The organism is Ruegeria sp. BJ6 (assembly GCF_056537885.1).
Window position 1 is genome coordinate 1 of record NZ_JBQFSG010000011.1, and the last position, 15,798, is coordinate 15,798.

A 15,798-nucleotide genomic window follows, 5' to 3' on the forward strand; every position below is an offset into this window, starting at 1 on the left:
AGGTAGAGATCTTTATTCTCGGCAAACCTCACAAGGCCAAAATCCTCGAAAAACCGCCGTTCGACCCAAAAGGCCAAAGATTGCGGGATGTTAAGCAAGAGATGGAGAGTTTCAGCTAAGCTGAAACTCATTTGTGCAGATACGCAGAAGCCAATTTCGGAACTGTGTAACCGCGCGAGTTCCGTCGGCACGGTGGGATGTCAAAAGGTAATATGCGTTGCCCGTCGGCAAGCTAAACTCAAGCGGCGCAACAAGATGACCTTTGCGCCGACCTTCCTCGCCAAATGGGCGCCGATCCATCGCCCAGCCCAAACCTATCTGGGCCGCTTGTAAGGCGTTGGAACGATTATCCATCTCGGCGACAGGTTTCCACGAGGATTCACTCAGACCGATGGCTGAAAACCAGAGATCCCACTCATTGACGTGATGGCGGCTTCGGATCAGGGGTTCCGACGGCATTTCCTCGGGTTGCGGAACCGAACCGCGCGCTTCCAGATATTCTGATGCACAGACCGGTTGAATCACTTCATCGAACAGTTTGATGCAACGCGGCTCTTGTGGCGGTTTATCTGAAAAAACAATGGCCATGTCGATATCACTGCCGCTGAGCGAGATTTCTTCGGGCATGGTGACGATTTTGACTGTGAGGTTGGGGGCAACTTCTCGCAGTTGCGGCAGTTTTGGGATAAGCCACATGTTAGCCAGCGACTGGTACATATGCACCGATACCACTTGCTTGGTCTTGTCATCGGTATGACGGGCAAAAGCAGCGTCAAGAGTATCAAGCGCCTGACGAACGGGTTCGTAGATCGCTTTGCCTTCTTCGGTCAATTCCGCTGTATGATTGGCACCCCGATGCAAAAGCGTTGCACCAACAAATGCTTCAAGCGATCGTATCTGGTGACTCACGGCAGAAGCCGTGATGTTCAGCTCCTGCGCGGCCTCAACGTTGCGGCCCAAGCGAACGACGGCCTCGAAGGCGCGGACAGCTGCAAATGGCGGAATTTTGCGTGACATCTGTCTCTCCGGAGCCGGTTATTGCGCAGAGATTAATGCAATCTTGCCGCCTGTCCCAGACCTTTCCTTTCAAGGGCTTGCCGTACACAAATCGAAAAGGTGCCGTAACTCGGACGCGCTCAACTGGTCGAAGCCAGACGACAGGTCACCGATTTCCTTGGCCCGCGCGGAACCCAAAACGGGGTCGGCCAGCATATGGAACTTTTCGGTGATCTGGCTGTCGGTCAGTGCCATATCCGCGTCTCCGCGGGGAGTGCGGGGCTTATCTTCGATCCGCTGACCGTCCTTCAGGATGATCGTCACCTGCGCCCAGCGTTTGTCGGTGCTGATGCGGGTCATTTCCGGATCATCAATCAGCCTGATGGAACGGCTTACCCGCAGGATGTCGGGATCTCGCAACGCCTCGGTGCTCAGTTCGTTGACCCCAACTTGGCCGCGCACGATCATCGCCGCCACGGGGAATGCGATGGCATAGGCGAACTCGTCCTGATTTTGCGGCTCGTGCCCGGCAAGCCGGGTTGCATAGTGGAAGGTGCGGATTTCGATGCTGTCCACCTGCTCGTGGGTGAACCCATGTTTCTGCATCATGTCATGCACGGAATCGAGTGACGGGTGCGCCCAACGGCAACAGGGGTACGCCTTGTAATGCGTGTGATCGACCAGCCGCCACCCAGTGCCCAGATCGGACCAGAATTCTGTGCCTTCTTCCCCTTCACATGTCAGGGCCGGGGCACCGGTGAACCCTTCGATTGCCAGATAGGCGGCCGTCACCCCGGACGGAGCGCCCCAGCCGACACCGTCACGCACCATGGTGGGGTGGTCGATGCAGCGCATCATCTGGCTGCGGGGGCCATGATACTCACCGATCCCGGCAGCCTGCCGGATTTTTTCCGCATCACCGCCCAGCAATTTTGCCCCTGCGGCGGCAACACCCACGGCAGTCCAGGCTCCGGATGTGTGATAGTCGGCGCAGGTTGCGTGTTGGACCAGCCCGGCGCGATACGAGATTTCGTAGGCGGCGGCGAGGATTTCTGCAAAACGCCTGCCGTCCAACCCATCTGCGCTGGCCTGCGCCATTGCGATCATGGCGGGGAAAATGGCCGAACCAGCATGACCCTTGCAGGGCGTTGTGCCGTCATGGGCGTCGATGCTGTCTACGGTGAATGCTCCGGCCATGGCCGCGCCGACAGGGCTGACTGCACGGCCATCCATTAGCATCTTCGCCGATCCGGTTGTTCCGGCTCCGAACACCATCGGCGCGACCCGGCGGGCGATACCTGACAATTCTGTGGTGGCCCCGACAGCGGCAACGCCCATCGTGTCAACGAAGGATCGGCGAAGGGTCCACAGGGCGGCCTCGGGCAGATCGTCATAGGTCAGGTCTGCTGCGAAGCGATCAAATCTCTGTACCATCAGTTCAACATCTCCACGGCGGATTTCATGCGGTTCAGGCCTTCTGTTATGTTCTGCTCGGACGTCGCGACGGACATGCGAAAGAACGGATCGCATGAAAAGCCGGGTCCGGGCACCACAACGGCCCCGTGTTCCAGGAAATAGGCCGCCAGGTCGGTCGAGCTTGTCAATACCTTGCCCTCAGGCGTCTTGCGGCCAAGCAAGGCACCGCAATCCGGCATCAGATAGAACGCGCCACCCGGGGATTGCGTTCGTAACCCATTGATCTTGGCCAGCCCCTCCAGCGCAAGATCGCGGCGGCGCTGATAGGTGGCGCACCAATCCTTCAGAAAGTCCTGCGGGCCGGTAAGTGCCGCCACAGTGGCCGCTTGACTGATCGAGCATGGCCCGCCATTGGTCTGGCTGAACAGGCTGCGGATACCGCTGGTCCACCAATCTGGCCCGCCTGTAAAACCTATGCGCCAGCCGGTCATCGCATAGGATTTCGACACCCCGTTCACGGTAAGTATCCGTGGTTGCAAATCGGGGGCAACGGCGGCCAGCGTCGCAAATTCGGCACCATCGAAAATGATATGCTCGTACAGATCGTCCGAAATGACGTTGACCCCGGGATGCTGCCGCAGCACATCTGCCAGCGCCCGCAGTTCAGCTGCTGAATAAACCGCCCCGGTTGGATTGGACGGTGAACAGATCATCAGCAACCGCGTCCGCGGCGTGATGGCGGCCTCCAGCTTATCCGGTGTCAGTTTGAAGCCATCATTTGATGTATCGACCAGCACAGGTGCCCCGCCAACCGCCTGCACCATACCCAGATGCGACGCCCAGAGCGGCACCGGCAGGATCATTTCGTCCCCAGGATTCAGCACCGCTTGAATTGCGGTCGCCAGCAATGGTTTGGCACCAGAACAGACGATGATTTCCGACGACGAGAAGGTCAGCCCGTTATCGCGGCGGAACTTTTCGATCACGGCCGCCTTGACGGTTCCGTTCCCGTCAGTCGGGGTATAGCGTGTATCGCCCGCGCGGATGGCCGTGATCCCGGCTTCGCAGATATGGGCAGGCGTGTCGAAATCCGGCTCGCCCACGGAAAAGTCGATCAGGTCAGCCCCGGCTTGCCGCATCTCGAAGGCCTTATTGAAGACACCAATGATCGGCGACGCGGGCAGGGCATCAATCAGACGGGACAGCATCAGGACGCCTCCGCCAGATCACTCAGTGTCAGATTGGGACCAAGACTGTCCGGCCCGACCAGCACATGGATGACCGCGGCTTTGCCAGACGCCATTGCGCGTTCCAGCGCTGGGGCGAATTCGGCGGTGGTTTCAACCCGTTCGCCGTGCGCGCCATAGCCTTGCGCCACCACAGCAAAATCCGGATTTGTCAGCGACGTCCCAGAGATGCGCCCGGGATGCTTGCGTTCCTGATTGGTGCGGATGGTGCCGTACATACCGTTGTCGATAACAATGAAAATCGGGTCGAGCCCGTATTGAACCGCTGTCGCCAACTCCTGCCCGTTCATCAGAAAATCGCCATCCCCGGCAACATAAACGGCAGGTGCATAGGGCCGCGCCACTTTGGCAGCCACCGCCGCCGGAACCCCCATGCCCATCGCGCCCGAAATAGGGGCCAGTGCGCCCAGAAACTGGCGATAGTCGAAGTGGATATTGGGCCAGTCGGCGGCGTTGCCTGCACCGGTGGTCATCGTGGTCTCACGCGGCAGGGTGGTGTTCAGCACACGCATCACCTCAGCCATATCGACCGGTCCGCGTTGGACGGGCAGTGCTTGCATTGTCTCGTAATCCGCACGCGCGCTGGCGGGTGAATGGCGCCTGGCGACCGGCAGCAACGCCAGCGATTTTGCAGCTTCGTTCGGGTCAGCCAGAATGGGAAGATCGGCCTGATATAGCCGCCCCAGATCCTCGGCCCCCGGCAGGATGTGGACAAGCCTGCAATCCGGCTGCGGAGATCGGATGAGGCTGAATTTCAATGTGGTTCCATCATTCAGGCGAGCGCCCAACGCGATCACCAGATCGGCGGATTTGGCGTATTCATTGGGCATCGGATTGCCGCCAAAACCCAGATTCCCGATGAAATTGGGATGGTCATGCGGGAACAACCCTTGCCGACGGAACCCTACGGCAACCGGCAGGCCATGATCCTCGGCAAAACGTATGGCCGCGGCTTGCCCATCTTCGGTCCAACAGGTTCCACCCAGCAGCAACAGCGGGCGCTCGGCATTTGCCAAAAGCCCGGCCACCTGTTCCAGATCGGCAGGTGTAGGCGCGGGAGGGGTCAGCTTGACCTGTGGCAGATCGGCGGCGTCGGTCAGTTCGGCCAGCATATCCTCGGGCAGGGCCAGCGCCACCGGGCCAGGCCGTCCCGAAAGGGCAGTGCGGAAGGCGCGGTTGACATATTCCGGTATGCGGGCGGGATCGTCGATCTCGGCCACCCATTTCACCATGTGACCGAGGAAACGGCGGTAATCGACCTCCTGAAAGGCTTCCTTGTCGCGATGGGCGCGCGGAATCTGTCCAATCAGCAGAATCAGCGGGGTCGAGCCCTGCTGAGCCGTATGCACCCCGATTGAGGCGTTTGTCACACCGGGTCCGCGTGTCACGAAACACACGCCCGGTTTGCCGGTGGCATCCGAATAGGCTGCCGCCATGAATGCGGCGCCACCCTCCTGCCGGGTGGTGTAGTATTTCATTGTGTTCGAGCAATCATGCAGCGCATCAAGCGCCGCCAGATAGCTTTCACCGGGGACGCCAAAAATCGCATCGACGCCGTTCACCCGCAACATGTCGATCAGAACCTGTCCGCCTGTCCGCATCGCGATTACTCCTCTGTCAGAGTTCTTATTTTCCAGTCGGATCGAAAGACTAAAACTGAATTTTTCACACCGGGGTTGAGGGGAATTCACCCTGAAATCGATACCGTCCATTGAAACAGTGCGCCACAGGTCCGGTCATCTCGGCCACGTTGTCTGAACGGATCCGGATCGCCACGGTCCCGGCTGGCATGTGAACCTGCATCTCATTCCGGTGGGTACGTCCCGACAGACGTGCCGCCTGCACTGCGGCGCAGGCCCCCGATCCGCAGGCGGTGGTCAAAACGCCGGGTCGCTCATAGACCGATAATCGCATGTCTGAGGGCGACAACATCTCGGCAACGCCAACATTCACGCCCTGGGCAAAAAGAGGGTTCGCCATGATTGCTGGGGCCAGCTTGGGCAGATCGACGGAGTCCAGATCGTTTGTGAAGAACACCGCGTGCGGATTGCCAACGGCCAGACCCACGGGAGATTGCAGCGACCCGTTCCCAACAGGCAGGGCCATCATATCCTGCGGGCCCGACAGGGACATCGCCCGCCAGTTCTGCGTCAACTCTCCCATTTCCACCTGCACCAGTTGATCCCCGCATCGCCGCGCACGCAATGGCCCGACGCGCGTTTCCAGAACAATCGCGTCCGCATCAGCCTGTTCGAGCAAAAGCCAGGCCACACAGCGGGTCGCGTTCCCACAGGCCTGCACCTCGGTTCCATCAATGTTGTAAATCCGCATGAACGCTGCTGCGTGCGGGTGGCCCGAGGGCTCCAGAACAACCAGTTCATCCGCGCCAACTCCCACCTTGGGATCGCAAACCCAGATCACCTCATCCGGTGTCGGAAAGTATGGGGCAGTGCGGGCATCCACGATCACGAAGTGATTGCGAAGCCCCTGCATCTTGATGAAGTCAGGCATTGGCTTAGTGTTGCAGAATCTGGCTAAGGAACAGTTTGGTCCGCTCGCTTTGGGGAGTTTCGAAGAAGCTGACGGGATCATTTTCCTCGATAATCTGGCCTTCATCCATGAAGATCACCCGGTCCGCCACGGCCTTGGCAAACCCCATCTCGTGGGTCACACACACCATGGTCATCCCATCGCGCGCCAGACTGACCATGGTGTCCAGAACCTCAGACACCATTTCGGGATCCAGCGCCGAGGTTGGTTCGTCAAACAGCATCACCTTCGGGTTCATGCAAAGTGAGCGCGCAATTGCCACGCGCTGTTGCTGCCCCCCCGATAGCTGCCCGGGGTACTTTTCAGCCTGTTCCGGAATGCGGACCCGTTCGAGGTACTTCATCGCAGTCTTGCGCGCCTCGGCCTCGGGCACACCGCGCACCCACATGGGAGCAGCCATCAGGTTTTGCAGAACAGTCAGGTGAGGGAACAGATTAAAGTGCTGGAACACCATACCCACTTCCATCCGAACCTTGTCGATATCTTTCATTTTCTGATGAAGATGCATCCCGTCGACGATGATCTCGCCTTCCTGATGTGCCTCAAGCCAGTTGAGTGTGCGGATCATCGTGGATTTACCGGAACCGGACGGACCGCACACAACGATCTTGTCGCCCTTGTTGACGACAAAGTTGATGTCACGGAGCGCATGATATTGGCCATACCACTTGTTGACGCCGCGCATTTCGATAATCGGTTCTGCCATGACGCGACCTCCTCAGTGGCTCTTGGTGCGGAAGTGACGCTCGATCCGGCCCTGGATCAGTTCAAGGCACATGGACAGCATCCAGTAGATGATGGCGGCGGTGATCAGCATCTCCATATGCTGGAACGACTTAGTCCCGAGCGTACGGGCCAGAAACATCAATTCCCACACGCCGATCACGGATACCAGAGAGCTATCCTTGAGCATGGCGATGAACTGGTTGCCCGTCGGCGGTATGATCAGTGGCAGCGATTGCGGCAGGATGATCCGACGCATGGTCAGGCCGAACTTGAAGCCTAACGAGCGTGACGCTTCCCACTGGCCTTTCGCGATCGACTGGATACCAGCACGGAAAATCTCGGTCATGTAGGCGCCGTAGCACAGGGTCAGCGCCAGAATGCCGGCCGGAACCGCGTCGATCACGTAACCAAGCTGAGGCAGGCCGAGATAGATCAGGTAGACCTGCATCAGCAGCGGCAGGCCCCGGAAGAACGAGGTATAAAAGCTGGCAATCGCAAAAGCGAACCCATTGGAAGACAGCTTGGCCACAGCCCCGATGATCGCCAGTATTGAGGCAAGCGTTATCGATATGGCCGAGACGTAAAGCGTCGTAAACACGCCTTGGCTGACCATGAACCAGATTTTCGAGCGTATAAACGCAAAGTCCAGATCGAAGCCATAGAAGAAGGCCAGAAACAGCGCCAGCAACTGCAACCAGACGATGACAACCTGAAGCCTGAATTTAAGAAATCCAATCAGGACAATATTGAACGCGAACAGAATGCCCAACACCAGACCGGTGGCAAATCGCCCGTAAAACCCGGATTCTGCGGGTTCTCCGATCACCGGTCTCATGAGTTCTCCGAAAATTGAGCCGGTTGTGTCGATCAGAATGAAGAATGCCGTCGCGACGACCAACATCAATCCAACGATCTTGGGTTTGTGGACCAGTGGATCGTTCACCACCGTGTCGGCATAAAGCATGACCTGCCTCCTGAATGGAGCGGCTCGCCAGAGGCGAGCCGGCCTGTTTTGTTGTTATTTTGTGGTGGTGTAGTCGACGCCGTACCACTTTTCGCTGAGCTTCGTCAGCGTTCCATCGGCACGCATGTCGGCGACGATTCCGGCAAGCTTGTCATTGAATTCCTGATCACCGCGGTCGATGGCGATGGCCAGAGGTTCATAGAAGACCGGATCGCCGACAACTTTGAGCGGGTAATTGTTCTTGATGCCTTCCAGAATCGCCGGAAGTGATCCGATCATTCCATCCAGTCGCGTCCCGTCACCCAATCGCAGATCGTCCATTACTGCCGTGGAATCCTTGTAGGAACGCAATTCCCCGGGCGAGATCTGATATTCAAAGCCCGGCACACCCTCGGCATCAATTGTCAGATCATGCTGCAGATACAGCTCAAAGACACTGGAGGTTGTTGCCCCCATCGTTTTGTCATTCAGATCAGCAACAGACGAGGCTGAGCTGTCGTTATGAACAGCGGCAGCGGCAGGTGTATAGTAATAGACGGCGGGAAAGCTCAGTACTTTGGCTCGCGCTTTTGTCGGGGTCATCGACCCGACCGAGACATCCCAGCGCCCGTTCCAATTTCCGGCTGTGATGATGTCCCACGCAGGCGTCACGAACTCCACTTCGACGCCCATGCGCTGCGCGATTTCACGGGCAACGTCGACGTCAAAGCCATCCATTTCGTTGTTGTCGTTCAGAAAGCTCTGCGGTGCCCAGTTTGCATCGGTCGCAACTTTAAGCAGCTTATCCGACGTGACACGGTCCAATGCATCACCAGCAAAACTGACCCCAGTGCTGGCGCAAAAGGCGGCAATGGCGGCGGCGATTGTGAATACTCGTCTAGATTGTCCCATTCATTCCTCCAAGCTGGAAACGCATTGAAGAAACTGCACGAAAGAGGTCGGAGGCTTTAGGGAATTATTTTGAGCGGTATTGAAATTTTTTCAGCCCAAATTCGTCAGCCGATCTAGGCTCTGACCAACAGTACACCGATTGCGAGCCACTTGTGCTTCGCACCCAATGTTACTGTTCTTAAACTTCGTCAGGATATCAGTGGCGGAGAGACAGGTAGCCATATGGAGATCCGATGTGGTCCGCAGAAATCTCATAATACCCAATTATTAAAGAGTTATTTTCCGTTGTGCACCCAATGAGGTTTTGTGAGTTCCGGTGAAATCCAGCATCAATTGGGGGATAAAATGATGGACTAAAATGCGGAATGAGCAGAACAATGGCAGCAGGCAAACCCCTGACGGCAACCTTTGTAAAGAACATCACCAAGCCAGGGAAATACTTCGACAACAGCCGCTACGGTTTGTTTCTAAGAATTGACAAAGATGGCCGCAAGTATTGGGTGCAGCGGATCGTGATTTCCGGTAAGCGGCGCGAGATCGGCTTGGGAAACTTCCCCTTGGTCACGTTGTTGATGGCAAGGGAGCAGGCGGTCGAGAACAAGCGCAAAGCGTACCTGGGTGGCGATCCCCTGGCAGAGAAACGCAAAGCCAAAATGGACACGGATTTTGCCAGCGTTGTCGAAAAGTACCTGGAAGCCAAGCTTGCGGAGTTCCGCAACGAAAAGCACAAGAAGCAATGGCGCGCGATGCTGGACACCTACGCCATTCCAGTGATCGGTCACATGCCTGTGGAAACCATCGATGTTACGGATATCGTTTCGGTTCTCAAACCGATCTAGGAAGAGAAGACCGAAACCGCTAGCCGCTTGCGTGGGCGCATTGAAAAGGTCTTGTCTTGGGCGACGGTGAATGAATTGCGCATTGGCGATAATCCGGCGCGGTGGAAAGGTAACTTATCCGAAGTTCTACCCAAACCCAGCAAAGTTACGACCGTCAAACACCACCCCGCCTTGGCGCAGAAGGACACAGGACGCTGGTGGGCTGATCTTTCAAACCGGGACGGCATCTCGATCAAGGCGCTTCAATTTGCGGCTCTCACCGCGTCGCGCTCCGGGGAAATACGGGGCATGACTTGGGATGAAGTGGATTTTGACGAGCGCCATTGGACGATCCCCGCAGCACGCATGAAGGCACGGCGACAGCATCGCGTTCCGCTGACCCCATCCATGGTTACACTATTGCAAGAACTTCCAAGGCTCGAAGGCTCGCCCTATGTGTTCTTTGGAGCCAAGGGCGGCATGCTCTCAGACATGGCTTTGTCCTCCGTCATGCGAAAGATGCACAAAGCTGACCTTGCGAAAGATGGTCCCGGCTATTTTGACGTCAAAAGCGGATCACCTGCCGTCCCGCATGGGCTGCGTTCTACCTTCCGCGATTGGGCCGCAGAAGAGGGTTATGATCACCACATGGCGGAACTGGCACTTGCGCATAATGTGGACAGCATGGTCGTGCGCGCCTACCGCCGAACCGATGCCTTGGAACGCCGCCGCAAAATGATGGCTGCCTGGGAAAAATTCCTGAAAAAAGAATAAAACAAAATCAGAGGCTTAGGCTTTCCGTCCAAAAAACCTGCATTTTCTATGAATTTCCTACGCAGTCCCCCAGATCGCAATACAAGCTACTGTAATATATAGGTTTTACAACCTCTCCGGGGGCGTGTTGGCAGGTGTATTTTGCTGTGCTTATTCGGACTTACGCGGCGCTTACTGGCAGTTAGCGCTTCGTGTCGGCTCCGATGCGCCAACACCGGAACCGACGGGAAGTTAGGAATTAGAGCAATCCCTGCCTTTCTCGATACTGCCGACAACGGTTCGCGTCAAAAGAAATGGCGCGGCGCACGAAGAGGCACATTGAAATGCAAGACAAAATCTATCGTAGGCCAGACGTAGAAACTCTGGTGGGTCTTTCCCGGTCTACCATCTACGCCATGATTGCGGACGGAACGTTCCCAAAGCCGATCAAGCTAGGGAAGCGTGCTGTGGGCTGGCGACAGTCTGATGTTTTGACCTGGCTGGAAAGCCGCTCAAGCGAGGCAGTGTGATCCATGACAAAGCATCATGAAACGTCGGCAAACTACGAACGCGTATTGTTTACCTTTGGGCGCTATCGCGTGGCGGTTTGCAAAGATGATCTGCAATGGCTCTTTCAACAGCGGGTAACGGTTAAAACCTGTGCTGGGGCGCGCTGGCGAAACTTGGGATACTGTACCACCCGAAACGCCCTTTCGCGTTTCCAGCACAGGTTTCTGGGCGTCTCGTCGCCAGAAATCGGCGCGCTCCCGGGAACCTTCAAAGCGGGGGGCTGGAATTGATGGATGCTGAAACCATTACACGCACCTTGGGTGGACGCTGGACCGGGCGTTCAGGCACGGCTTGTTGCCCTGCGCATGAAGACCGCTCGCCGAGCTTGAGTATCGCAAACGGGTATTCAGGTCAGCTTTTGCTGACCTGTCATGCTGGGTGCAGCTTTGTGAGCGTTCTGGATGCGCTCAAAGGCATGGGGTTGGCAGGCAGCAGCGTCGATAACTCGCTAATCGGCTGTGATGTTGTGAACAAGCAACGTGAAATCGAACGCCGCCACAATAAACGCCGTGCACACATTGCACGTGATCTCTGGCAGGACTCTGACCCTGTTCATGGCACCCTGGCTGAAACCTACCTACGCAATCGGGGTATCACGTGCCCTCTACCTGACAGCCTTCGCTTTCACCGCGAATGCTGGCATCCGGTAGCCAAAAGGCTCCCCGCGCTTGTTGGCAAAGTGACGGGTAGCGACTCGGATGCTGTTCACCGGACCTACATAAACCACGATGGCTTAGGCAAATCCGAGTATACCCCGGGTAAGGCCATGCTCGGCGCAACAAAGGGCGGCGCGGTTCGGCTTACCCATACCCCGGGTAGGCTTGTGGTAACAGAAGGTATCGAAACCGGGCTGTCGCTGCTCTCCGGTCTGATTGACGGACCCATGGAGGTCTGGGCGGCGCTCAGCGCGAGCGGCATGAAATCCCTGCACCTGCCTGACCATCCTGACGGACTGGTTATTGCGCCCGATGGTGATGCCGTTGGTCGAGAAGCAGCACAAGTACTGGCACATCGCGCCTATGCCTTAGGATGGCGTGTCTCATTGCTGCCCGCCCCCGATGGCTACGACTGGAACGACGTGCTGACGGGAAAGGTAAAAGCACAATGATAATCCATCCAAAGGAAGAGAGTTTTGCGCCTGACTGGCCGGAACCGGAATCGCGGTTCTTGCGAGATGAACGCGCGGCTGCGCCCAAGTTGCCCGTGGAAGAGGTCTTCGGATCCAAATGGGCTCGACGGATCACGGTTGCCGCTGAGGCAAAGTCAGCGCCACCGGATTACATCGTGTCGGCTTTATTGGCAGTCGCTGGATCACTGATAGGAAACACCCGTTGGGTGTCTCCCTGGGCAGGCTGGTCAGAACCGCCAATCCTGTGGACGATGGCAATTGGTTTGCCGTCCAGCGGCAAATCACCTGGTTTGGATGCTGTGCTGACGCCGTTGCGCAAGGCTGAACGGGAACTTCGCAAGACATCCGAAAGCGAACTCGCTCAATGGCGAGAGGCGGCAGAGATCGCCAAGATTGCGGAAAGCACGTGGAAAGAAGCAACCAAGGCCGCGATCAAAGACGGGTCCACGCCACCGGAGCGACCTGACGCGGCCAATCCTGGTCAGCAACCTTTCTTGCCGCGTCTGTGCGTTGCAGACGGCACCTTAGAGCGTTTAGCTGTGATCCTGGAAAAGCAGGCGCGTGGAACATTGGCGGCGCGGGATGAATTGGCCGGGTGGCTGCAAGGCATGACGCGGTATTCCGGCGGCGGGTCGGATCGGCCTTTCTGGCTCGAAGCCTATGGCGGTCGCGCCTATACGGTCGAGCGTATGGGGCGTGACCCCGTATACATAGACCGGCTATCTATTGGCGTGGTTGGTGGTATCCAGCCAGACAAATTGAACGGGTTGCTGATCAACTCTGATGATGATGGCTTGCTGGCCCGGTTCATGCCGATCTGGCCTGACCCCGTGCCGATACCGCGTCCGCAATCCATTCCCGAAGATGCGTTCATCGAACGCGCACTAGGCAGGCTCCTGTCCCTACGTATAGTAACGGACGAATACGACGTGACGCGGCCTTGGCTCATCCCATTTACGGAAGAGGCTTGCGACCGGTTCGATGCTATACGTAGCTACGTAAGGGATTTGGAGGCAAAAGCAGACGGGTTGTTGCTCTCGTATATAGGTAAGCTCCCTGGCATGACCATTCGGCTTGCCCTGGTGTTGTCTTACCTGGACTGGGCAAAAGGCATTGAAGACGAGGTGCACCAGGTCAGCGCGGAGGAGTTCGACCGGGCGGCGTACTTCATAACATCCTATGCGCTTCCAATGGCACAGCGTGCGTATGCAGGCGCGTCACTGTCCAAAACCGAACGGTCAGCGCGTCGGCTGGTGGCCGTGATCCGAGAGCAAGGTTGGGAACGCTTTACCTCGCGCGAGGTTTTGCGTCTGGATCGGTCGGGTTTGGCGACTGCAAGTGAGTTAAACCCCGCCCTCAAGGCATTGGAAGAAGGCGATATTGTTCGACTGGTAGAACAACCATCAGGAGCAGCAGGCGGGCGGCGCTCTCGCCTATACATCGTCAACCCGACAATACTCTCGGAAGGCGCTTGATTACCTCATGACAAAACCGACACAACCTCCAGGCACTAAGATTTTGTCGGCTATGTCGGTTTTGTCAGGCCTGTTCTTATAGGGGGGCGGAAAACAGACAATCGCTGCGCTTGGTGCCAATGACCGCATTGCGGACAAACCTGCCGTTGGCGCACGGGGCCTCAATGTCTGGTTCGGCCTCAATTACCGACTTGGGCGCTATGTCGGCCTCGTGCCAAGAGTTGCCCGTACAACTGATGCGACCTGACGGCAGCTTTTGCCCGATTCCGGACTCTCCAGCGGGCATCAGACGGCAGCGGGTTTAGCCCCAAAACTCACCGTAAGCCAAGAGGCGGCTCCTGTGCTGAAGCGACTACCCCCCGGACTCTTGCCCGAAAGCTTCACCGAAGCGATGCGTGCCAGTTGCAGCTGTGCTAGCTTTCTAACTCAGGGAGGAACGTCAAATGGCAAATCTGACTCTTTATGGACCAAGTTACAGCACATACACTCGCTCGGTACGCCTCGTGATGGAAGAAAAAGGGGTCGACTATGACCACGTCGAGGTTGATTTCATGGAAGGTATGCCAGCTGAACAGATTGCCAGGCAACCGTTCGGCAAAGTACCGGCATTTGAGCACAATGGATTTCACCTTTATGAGACCGGCGCGATTGAGCGTTACATCGACGAAGGGTTCGATGGCACAGCATTGCAACCCGGTAGCTTGAAACAGCGCGCCCGCATGGCGCAGATGATAAGCATTGTCGACAACTATACATATGGCCCGGTCATTGGTTTGTGCGAGCAAAGAATTTTTGCACCGATGATGGGTGGCGAAACCGACGAAGCTGCTTGCCAAGCCCTTATGCCCGAGATCCAAAAAGCCCTCGGCACTCTTGAGGACTTGCAAGATGGAAATCCCTATTTGGCTGGGGACGATCTGAGCCTTGCCGATCTCCACTTGGCCCCCGTGTTCTGGTACTTTGTGCAAACGCCAGATGCAGAACCCACTCTTTCGGACAAACCTGGATTGCACACATGGTGGGAAAGCATGGAGTCGAGGGAAAGCATGTCTAAGACAGAGCCGAAGTTCGAATAGTTCGCGGCATGTGCAAACTTGTGTGAGCAGACAAACGCGCTGTCACTTTAAACGCGAAACTGACACCACCTCTGTCATTCCAAACCCTCTAACTATTTTCCGACGCGTTTGCCTGGCATGTGTTCGTTGTCGTGTCGCAAGTCCAAACCGGCACGTTTGCGAATCCCGAGTTGTTCCGCGGATTCCCCTTTGCCCTCGTCTCCGGACCCTCAGTGCAGTCGCGGACAATGACCGGTCATAGCGCTAAACGGACCTACCGGAGGTTCTGTCGAATCTCCGAGTAGGGTCAGAAGTTCACTTAGCGTGCACCCACGGAGCGTCCGGACGTCGCCCTAAAGCTGACATTCGAATGCGGCGCAGCATTTGGTTGATTGGGCTCTCTGCCGACCTCGGAGGCAGCGCAGCATCCTGTGATATTGGACCGCGTCAACGTCGGGTTGTCGTTGTGGGTGGGCATGGCGGATCGGAGGATCAGTCATGGAAACCCCAAACTTACCTGCCATTCGCGCGCCTCGCCCAGCCTGGAACAAAGGCCGTATCGTGGGTCAAAAACGCCCGCTGAAACCAAAACATGTTTGGGCGATCCGAGTTCGCCTCGAGCTTGCCGACAACCATCGCGATCTTGCGCTTTTCAACATGGCAATCGACAGCAAGCTTCGCGGCTGTGATCTGGTGAAGATGAAGGTTGTCGATATCATGTCATCGGGTCAGATCAAGGAACGCGCTTCAGTACTGCAGAGCAAGACGCAGAAACCTGTGCGCTTCGAGATATCCGAGGGCACTCGTGCCTCTGTTGAGAAATGGATGGAAGATGAACTCATGGTCGGTTCAGAATACCTTTGGCCTGGCAGATTCCACGAAAGGTTGCACATCTCGACGCGTCAATATGCGCGAATTGTTCGAGACTGGGTTACATCTATCGGCCTTGAAGCAAGCGCATATGGAACCCATTCAATGAGGCGCACGAAAGTCACCCAAATCTACAAGAAAACTGGCAACCTCAGAGCGGTCCAGCTTTTGCTAGGCCATACCAAGATGGACAGTACAGTCCGGTATCTCGGCGTCGAACTCGAAGATGCCTTGGCTATCGCCGAAGCCATTGAGATATAGTGCCAATGGGTCGCCTTCACGGGCGGCCCAAAGCGGCCATTTGCGTCAGCCGCATCGAAGGTCTGGTTCGAGCCCCT

At 56.8% G+C, this 15,798-nt stretch carries 13 protein-coding genes and 1 pseudogene; 6 read left to right on the top strand and 8 right to left on the bottom strand.

The window, feature by feature from the left end:
- Nucleotides 1-111: 111 nt before the first annotated feature.
- The 8 genes from ACR0D6_RS18730 to ACR0D6_RS18765 form a co-directional block, all read right to left on the bottom strand.
- Complete coding sequence (locus ACR0D6_RS18730) at nucleotides 112-1,017, bottom strand: LysR substrate-binding domain-containing protein (protein ID WP_480766638.1); 906 nt, start codon at nucleotides 1,015-1,017, stop codon at nucleotides 112-114.
- Nucleotides 1,018-1,086: 69 nt separating this feature from the next.
- On the bottom strand, nucleotides 1,087-2,430 hold the full coding sequence (locus ACR0D6_RS18735; RefSeq protein ID WP_480766639.1) for an MmgE/PrpD family protein: 1,344 nt from the start codon (nucleotides 2,428-2,430) through the stop codon (nucleotides 1,087-1,089).
- Nucleotides 2,430-3,620, bottom strand: coding sequence for a pyridoxal phosphate-dependent aminotransferase (locus tag ACR0D6_RS18740; RefSeq protein ID WP_480766640.1), 1,191 nt, complete (start codon nucleotides 3,618-3,620; stop codon nucleotides 2,430-2,432). Before ACR0D6_RS18740 ends, ACR0D6_RS18735 begins: the two co-directional genes overlap by 1 nt.
- Nucleotides 3,620-5,260, bottom strand: coding sequence for a thiamine pyrophosphate-dependent enzyme (locus ACR0D6_RS18745; protein ID WP_480766641.1), 1,641 nt, complete (start codon nucleotides 5,258-5,260; stop codon nucleotides 3,620-3,622). Before ACR0D6_RS18745 ends, ACR0D6_RS18740 begins: the two co-directional genes overlap by 1 nt.
- Nucleotides 5,261-5,324: 64 nt before the next feature.
- A complete protein-coding gene (gene dapF / locus ACR0D6_RS18750; RefSeq protein ID WP_480766642.1) occupies nucleotides 5,325-6,170 on the bottom strand; it encodes a diaminopimelate epimerase in 846 nt (281 codons plus the stop codon).
- Nucleotides 6,171-6,174: 4 nt separating this feature from the next.
- Nucleotides 6,175-6,915 (bottom strand): amino acid ABC transporter ATP-binding protein, encoded by a 741-nt coding sequence (locus tag ACR0D6_RS18755; RefSeq protein ID WP_480766643.1) that lies wholly within the window; start codon nucleotides 6,913-6,915, stop codon nucleotides 6,175-6,177.
- A gap of 12 nt (nucleotides 6,916-6,927) precedes the next feature.
- Nucleotides 6,928-7,899 (bottom strand): amino acid ABC transporter permease, encoded by a 972-nt coding sequence (locus ACR0D6_RS18760; RefSeq protein ID WP_480766644.1) that lies wholly within the window; start codon nucleotides 7,897-7,899, stop codon nucleotides 6,928-6,930.
- A 54-nt stretch (nucleotides 7,900-7,953) separates the two neighbouring features.
- On the bottom strand, nucleotides 7,954-8,790 hold the full coding sequence (locus ACR0D6_RS18765) for a transporter substrate-binding domain-containing protein (RefSeq protein WP_480766645.1): 837 nt from the start codon (nucleotides 8,788-8,790) through the stop codon (nucleotides 7,954-7,956).
- Nucleotides 8,791-9,167: 377 nt separating this feature from the next.
- Between ACR0D6_RS18765 and ACR0D6_RS18770 the strand changes: the two are divergent.
- From ACR0D6_RS18770 to ACR0D6_RS18795, 6 genes and pseudogenes are all read left to right on the top strand, one after another.
- Nucleotides 9,168-10,382, top strand: a pseudogene (locus tag ACR0D6_RS18770) (tyrosine-type recombinase/integrase).
- A gap of 323 nt (nucleotides 10,383-10,705) precedes the next feature.
- Nucleotides 10,706-10,891: a helix-turn-helix transcriptional regulator gene (locus ACR0D6_RS18775; protein WP_480766646.1), complete on the top strand. Its 186-nt coding sequence runs from the start codon at nucleotides 10,706-10,708 to the stop codon at nucleotides 10,889-10,891.
- A 269-nt stretch (nucleotides 10,892-11,160) separates the two neighbouring features.
- Nucleotides 11,161-12,039 carry a DUF7146 domain-containing protein gene (locus tag ACR0D6_RS18780; RefSeq protein WP_480766647.1) on the top strand — a complete coding sequence of 293 codons (879 nt, stop codon included), beginning with the start codon at nucleotides 11,161-11,163 and terminating at the stop codon, nucleotides 12,037-12,039.
- Nucleotides 12,036-13,535 (top strand): DUF3987 domain-containing protein, encoded by a 1,500-nt coding sequence (locus ACR0D6_RS18785; protein ID WP_480766648.1) that lies wholly within the window; start codon nucleotides 12,036-12,038, stop codon nucleotides 13,533-13,535. Before ACR0D6_RS18780 ends, ACR0D6_RS18785 begins: the two co-directional genes overlap by 4 nt.
- Before the next feature lie 443 nt (nucleotides 13,536-13,978).
- Nucleotides 13,979-14,611 (top strand): glutathione S-transferase family protein, encoded by a 633-nt coding sequence (locus tag ACR0D6_RS18790; protein ID WP_480766649.1) that lies wholly within the window; start codon nucleotides 13,979-13,981, stop codon nucleotides 14,609-14,611.
- A 477-nt stretch (nucleotides 14,612-15,088) separates the two neighbouring features.
- Nucleotides 15,089-15,721: a tyrosine-type recombinase/integrase gene (locus ACR0D6_RS18795; RefSeq protein WP_480766650.1), complete on the top strand. Its 633-nt coding sequence runs from the start codon at nucleotides 15,089-15,091 to the stop codon at nucleotides 15,719-15,721.
- Nucleotides 15,722-15,798 lie beyond the last annotated feature (77 nt).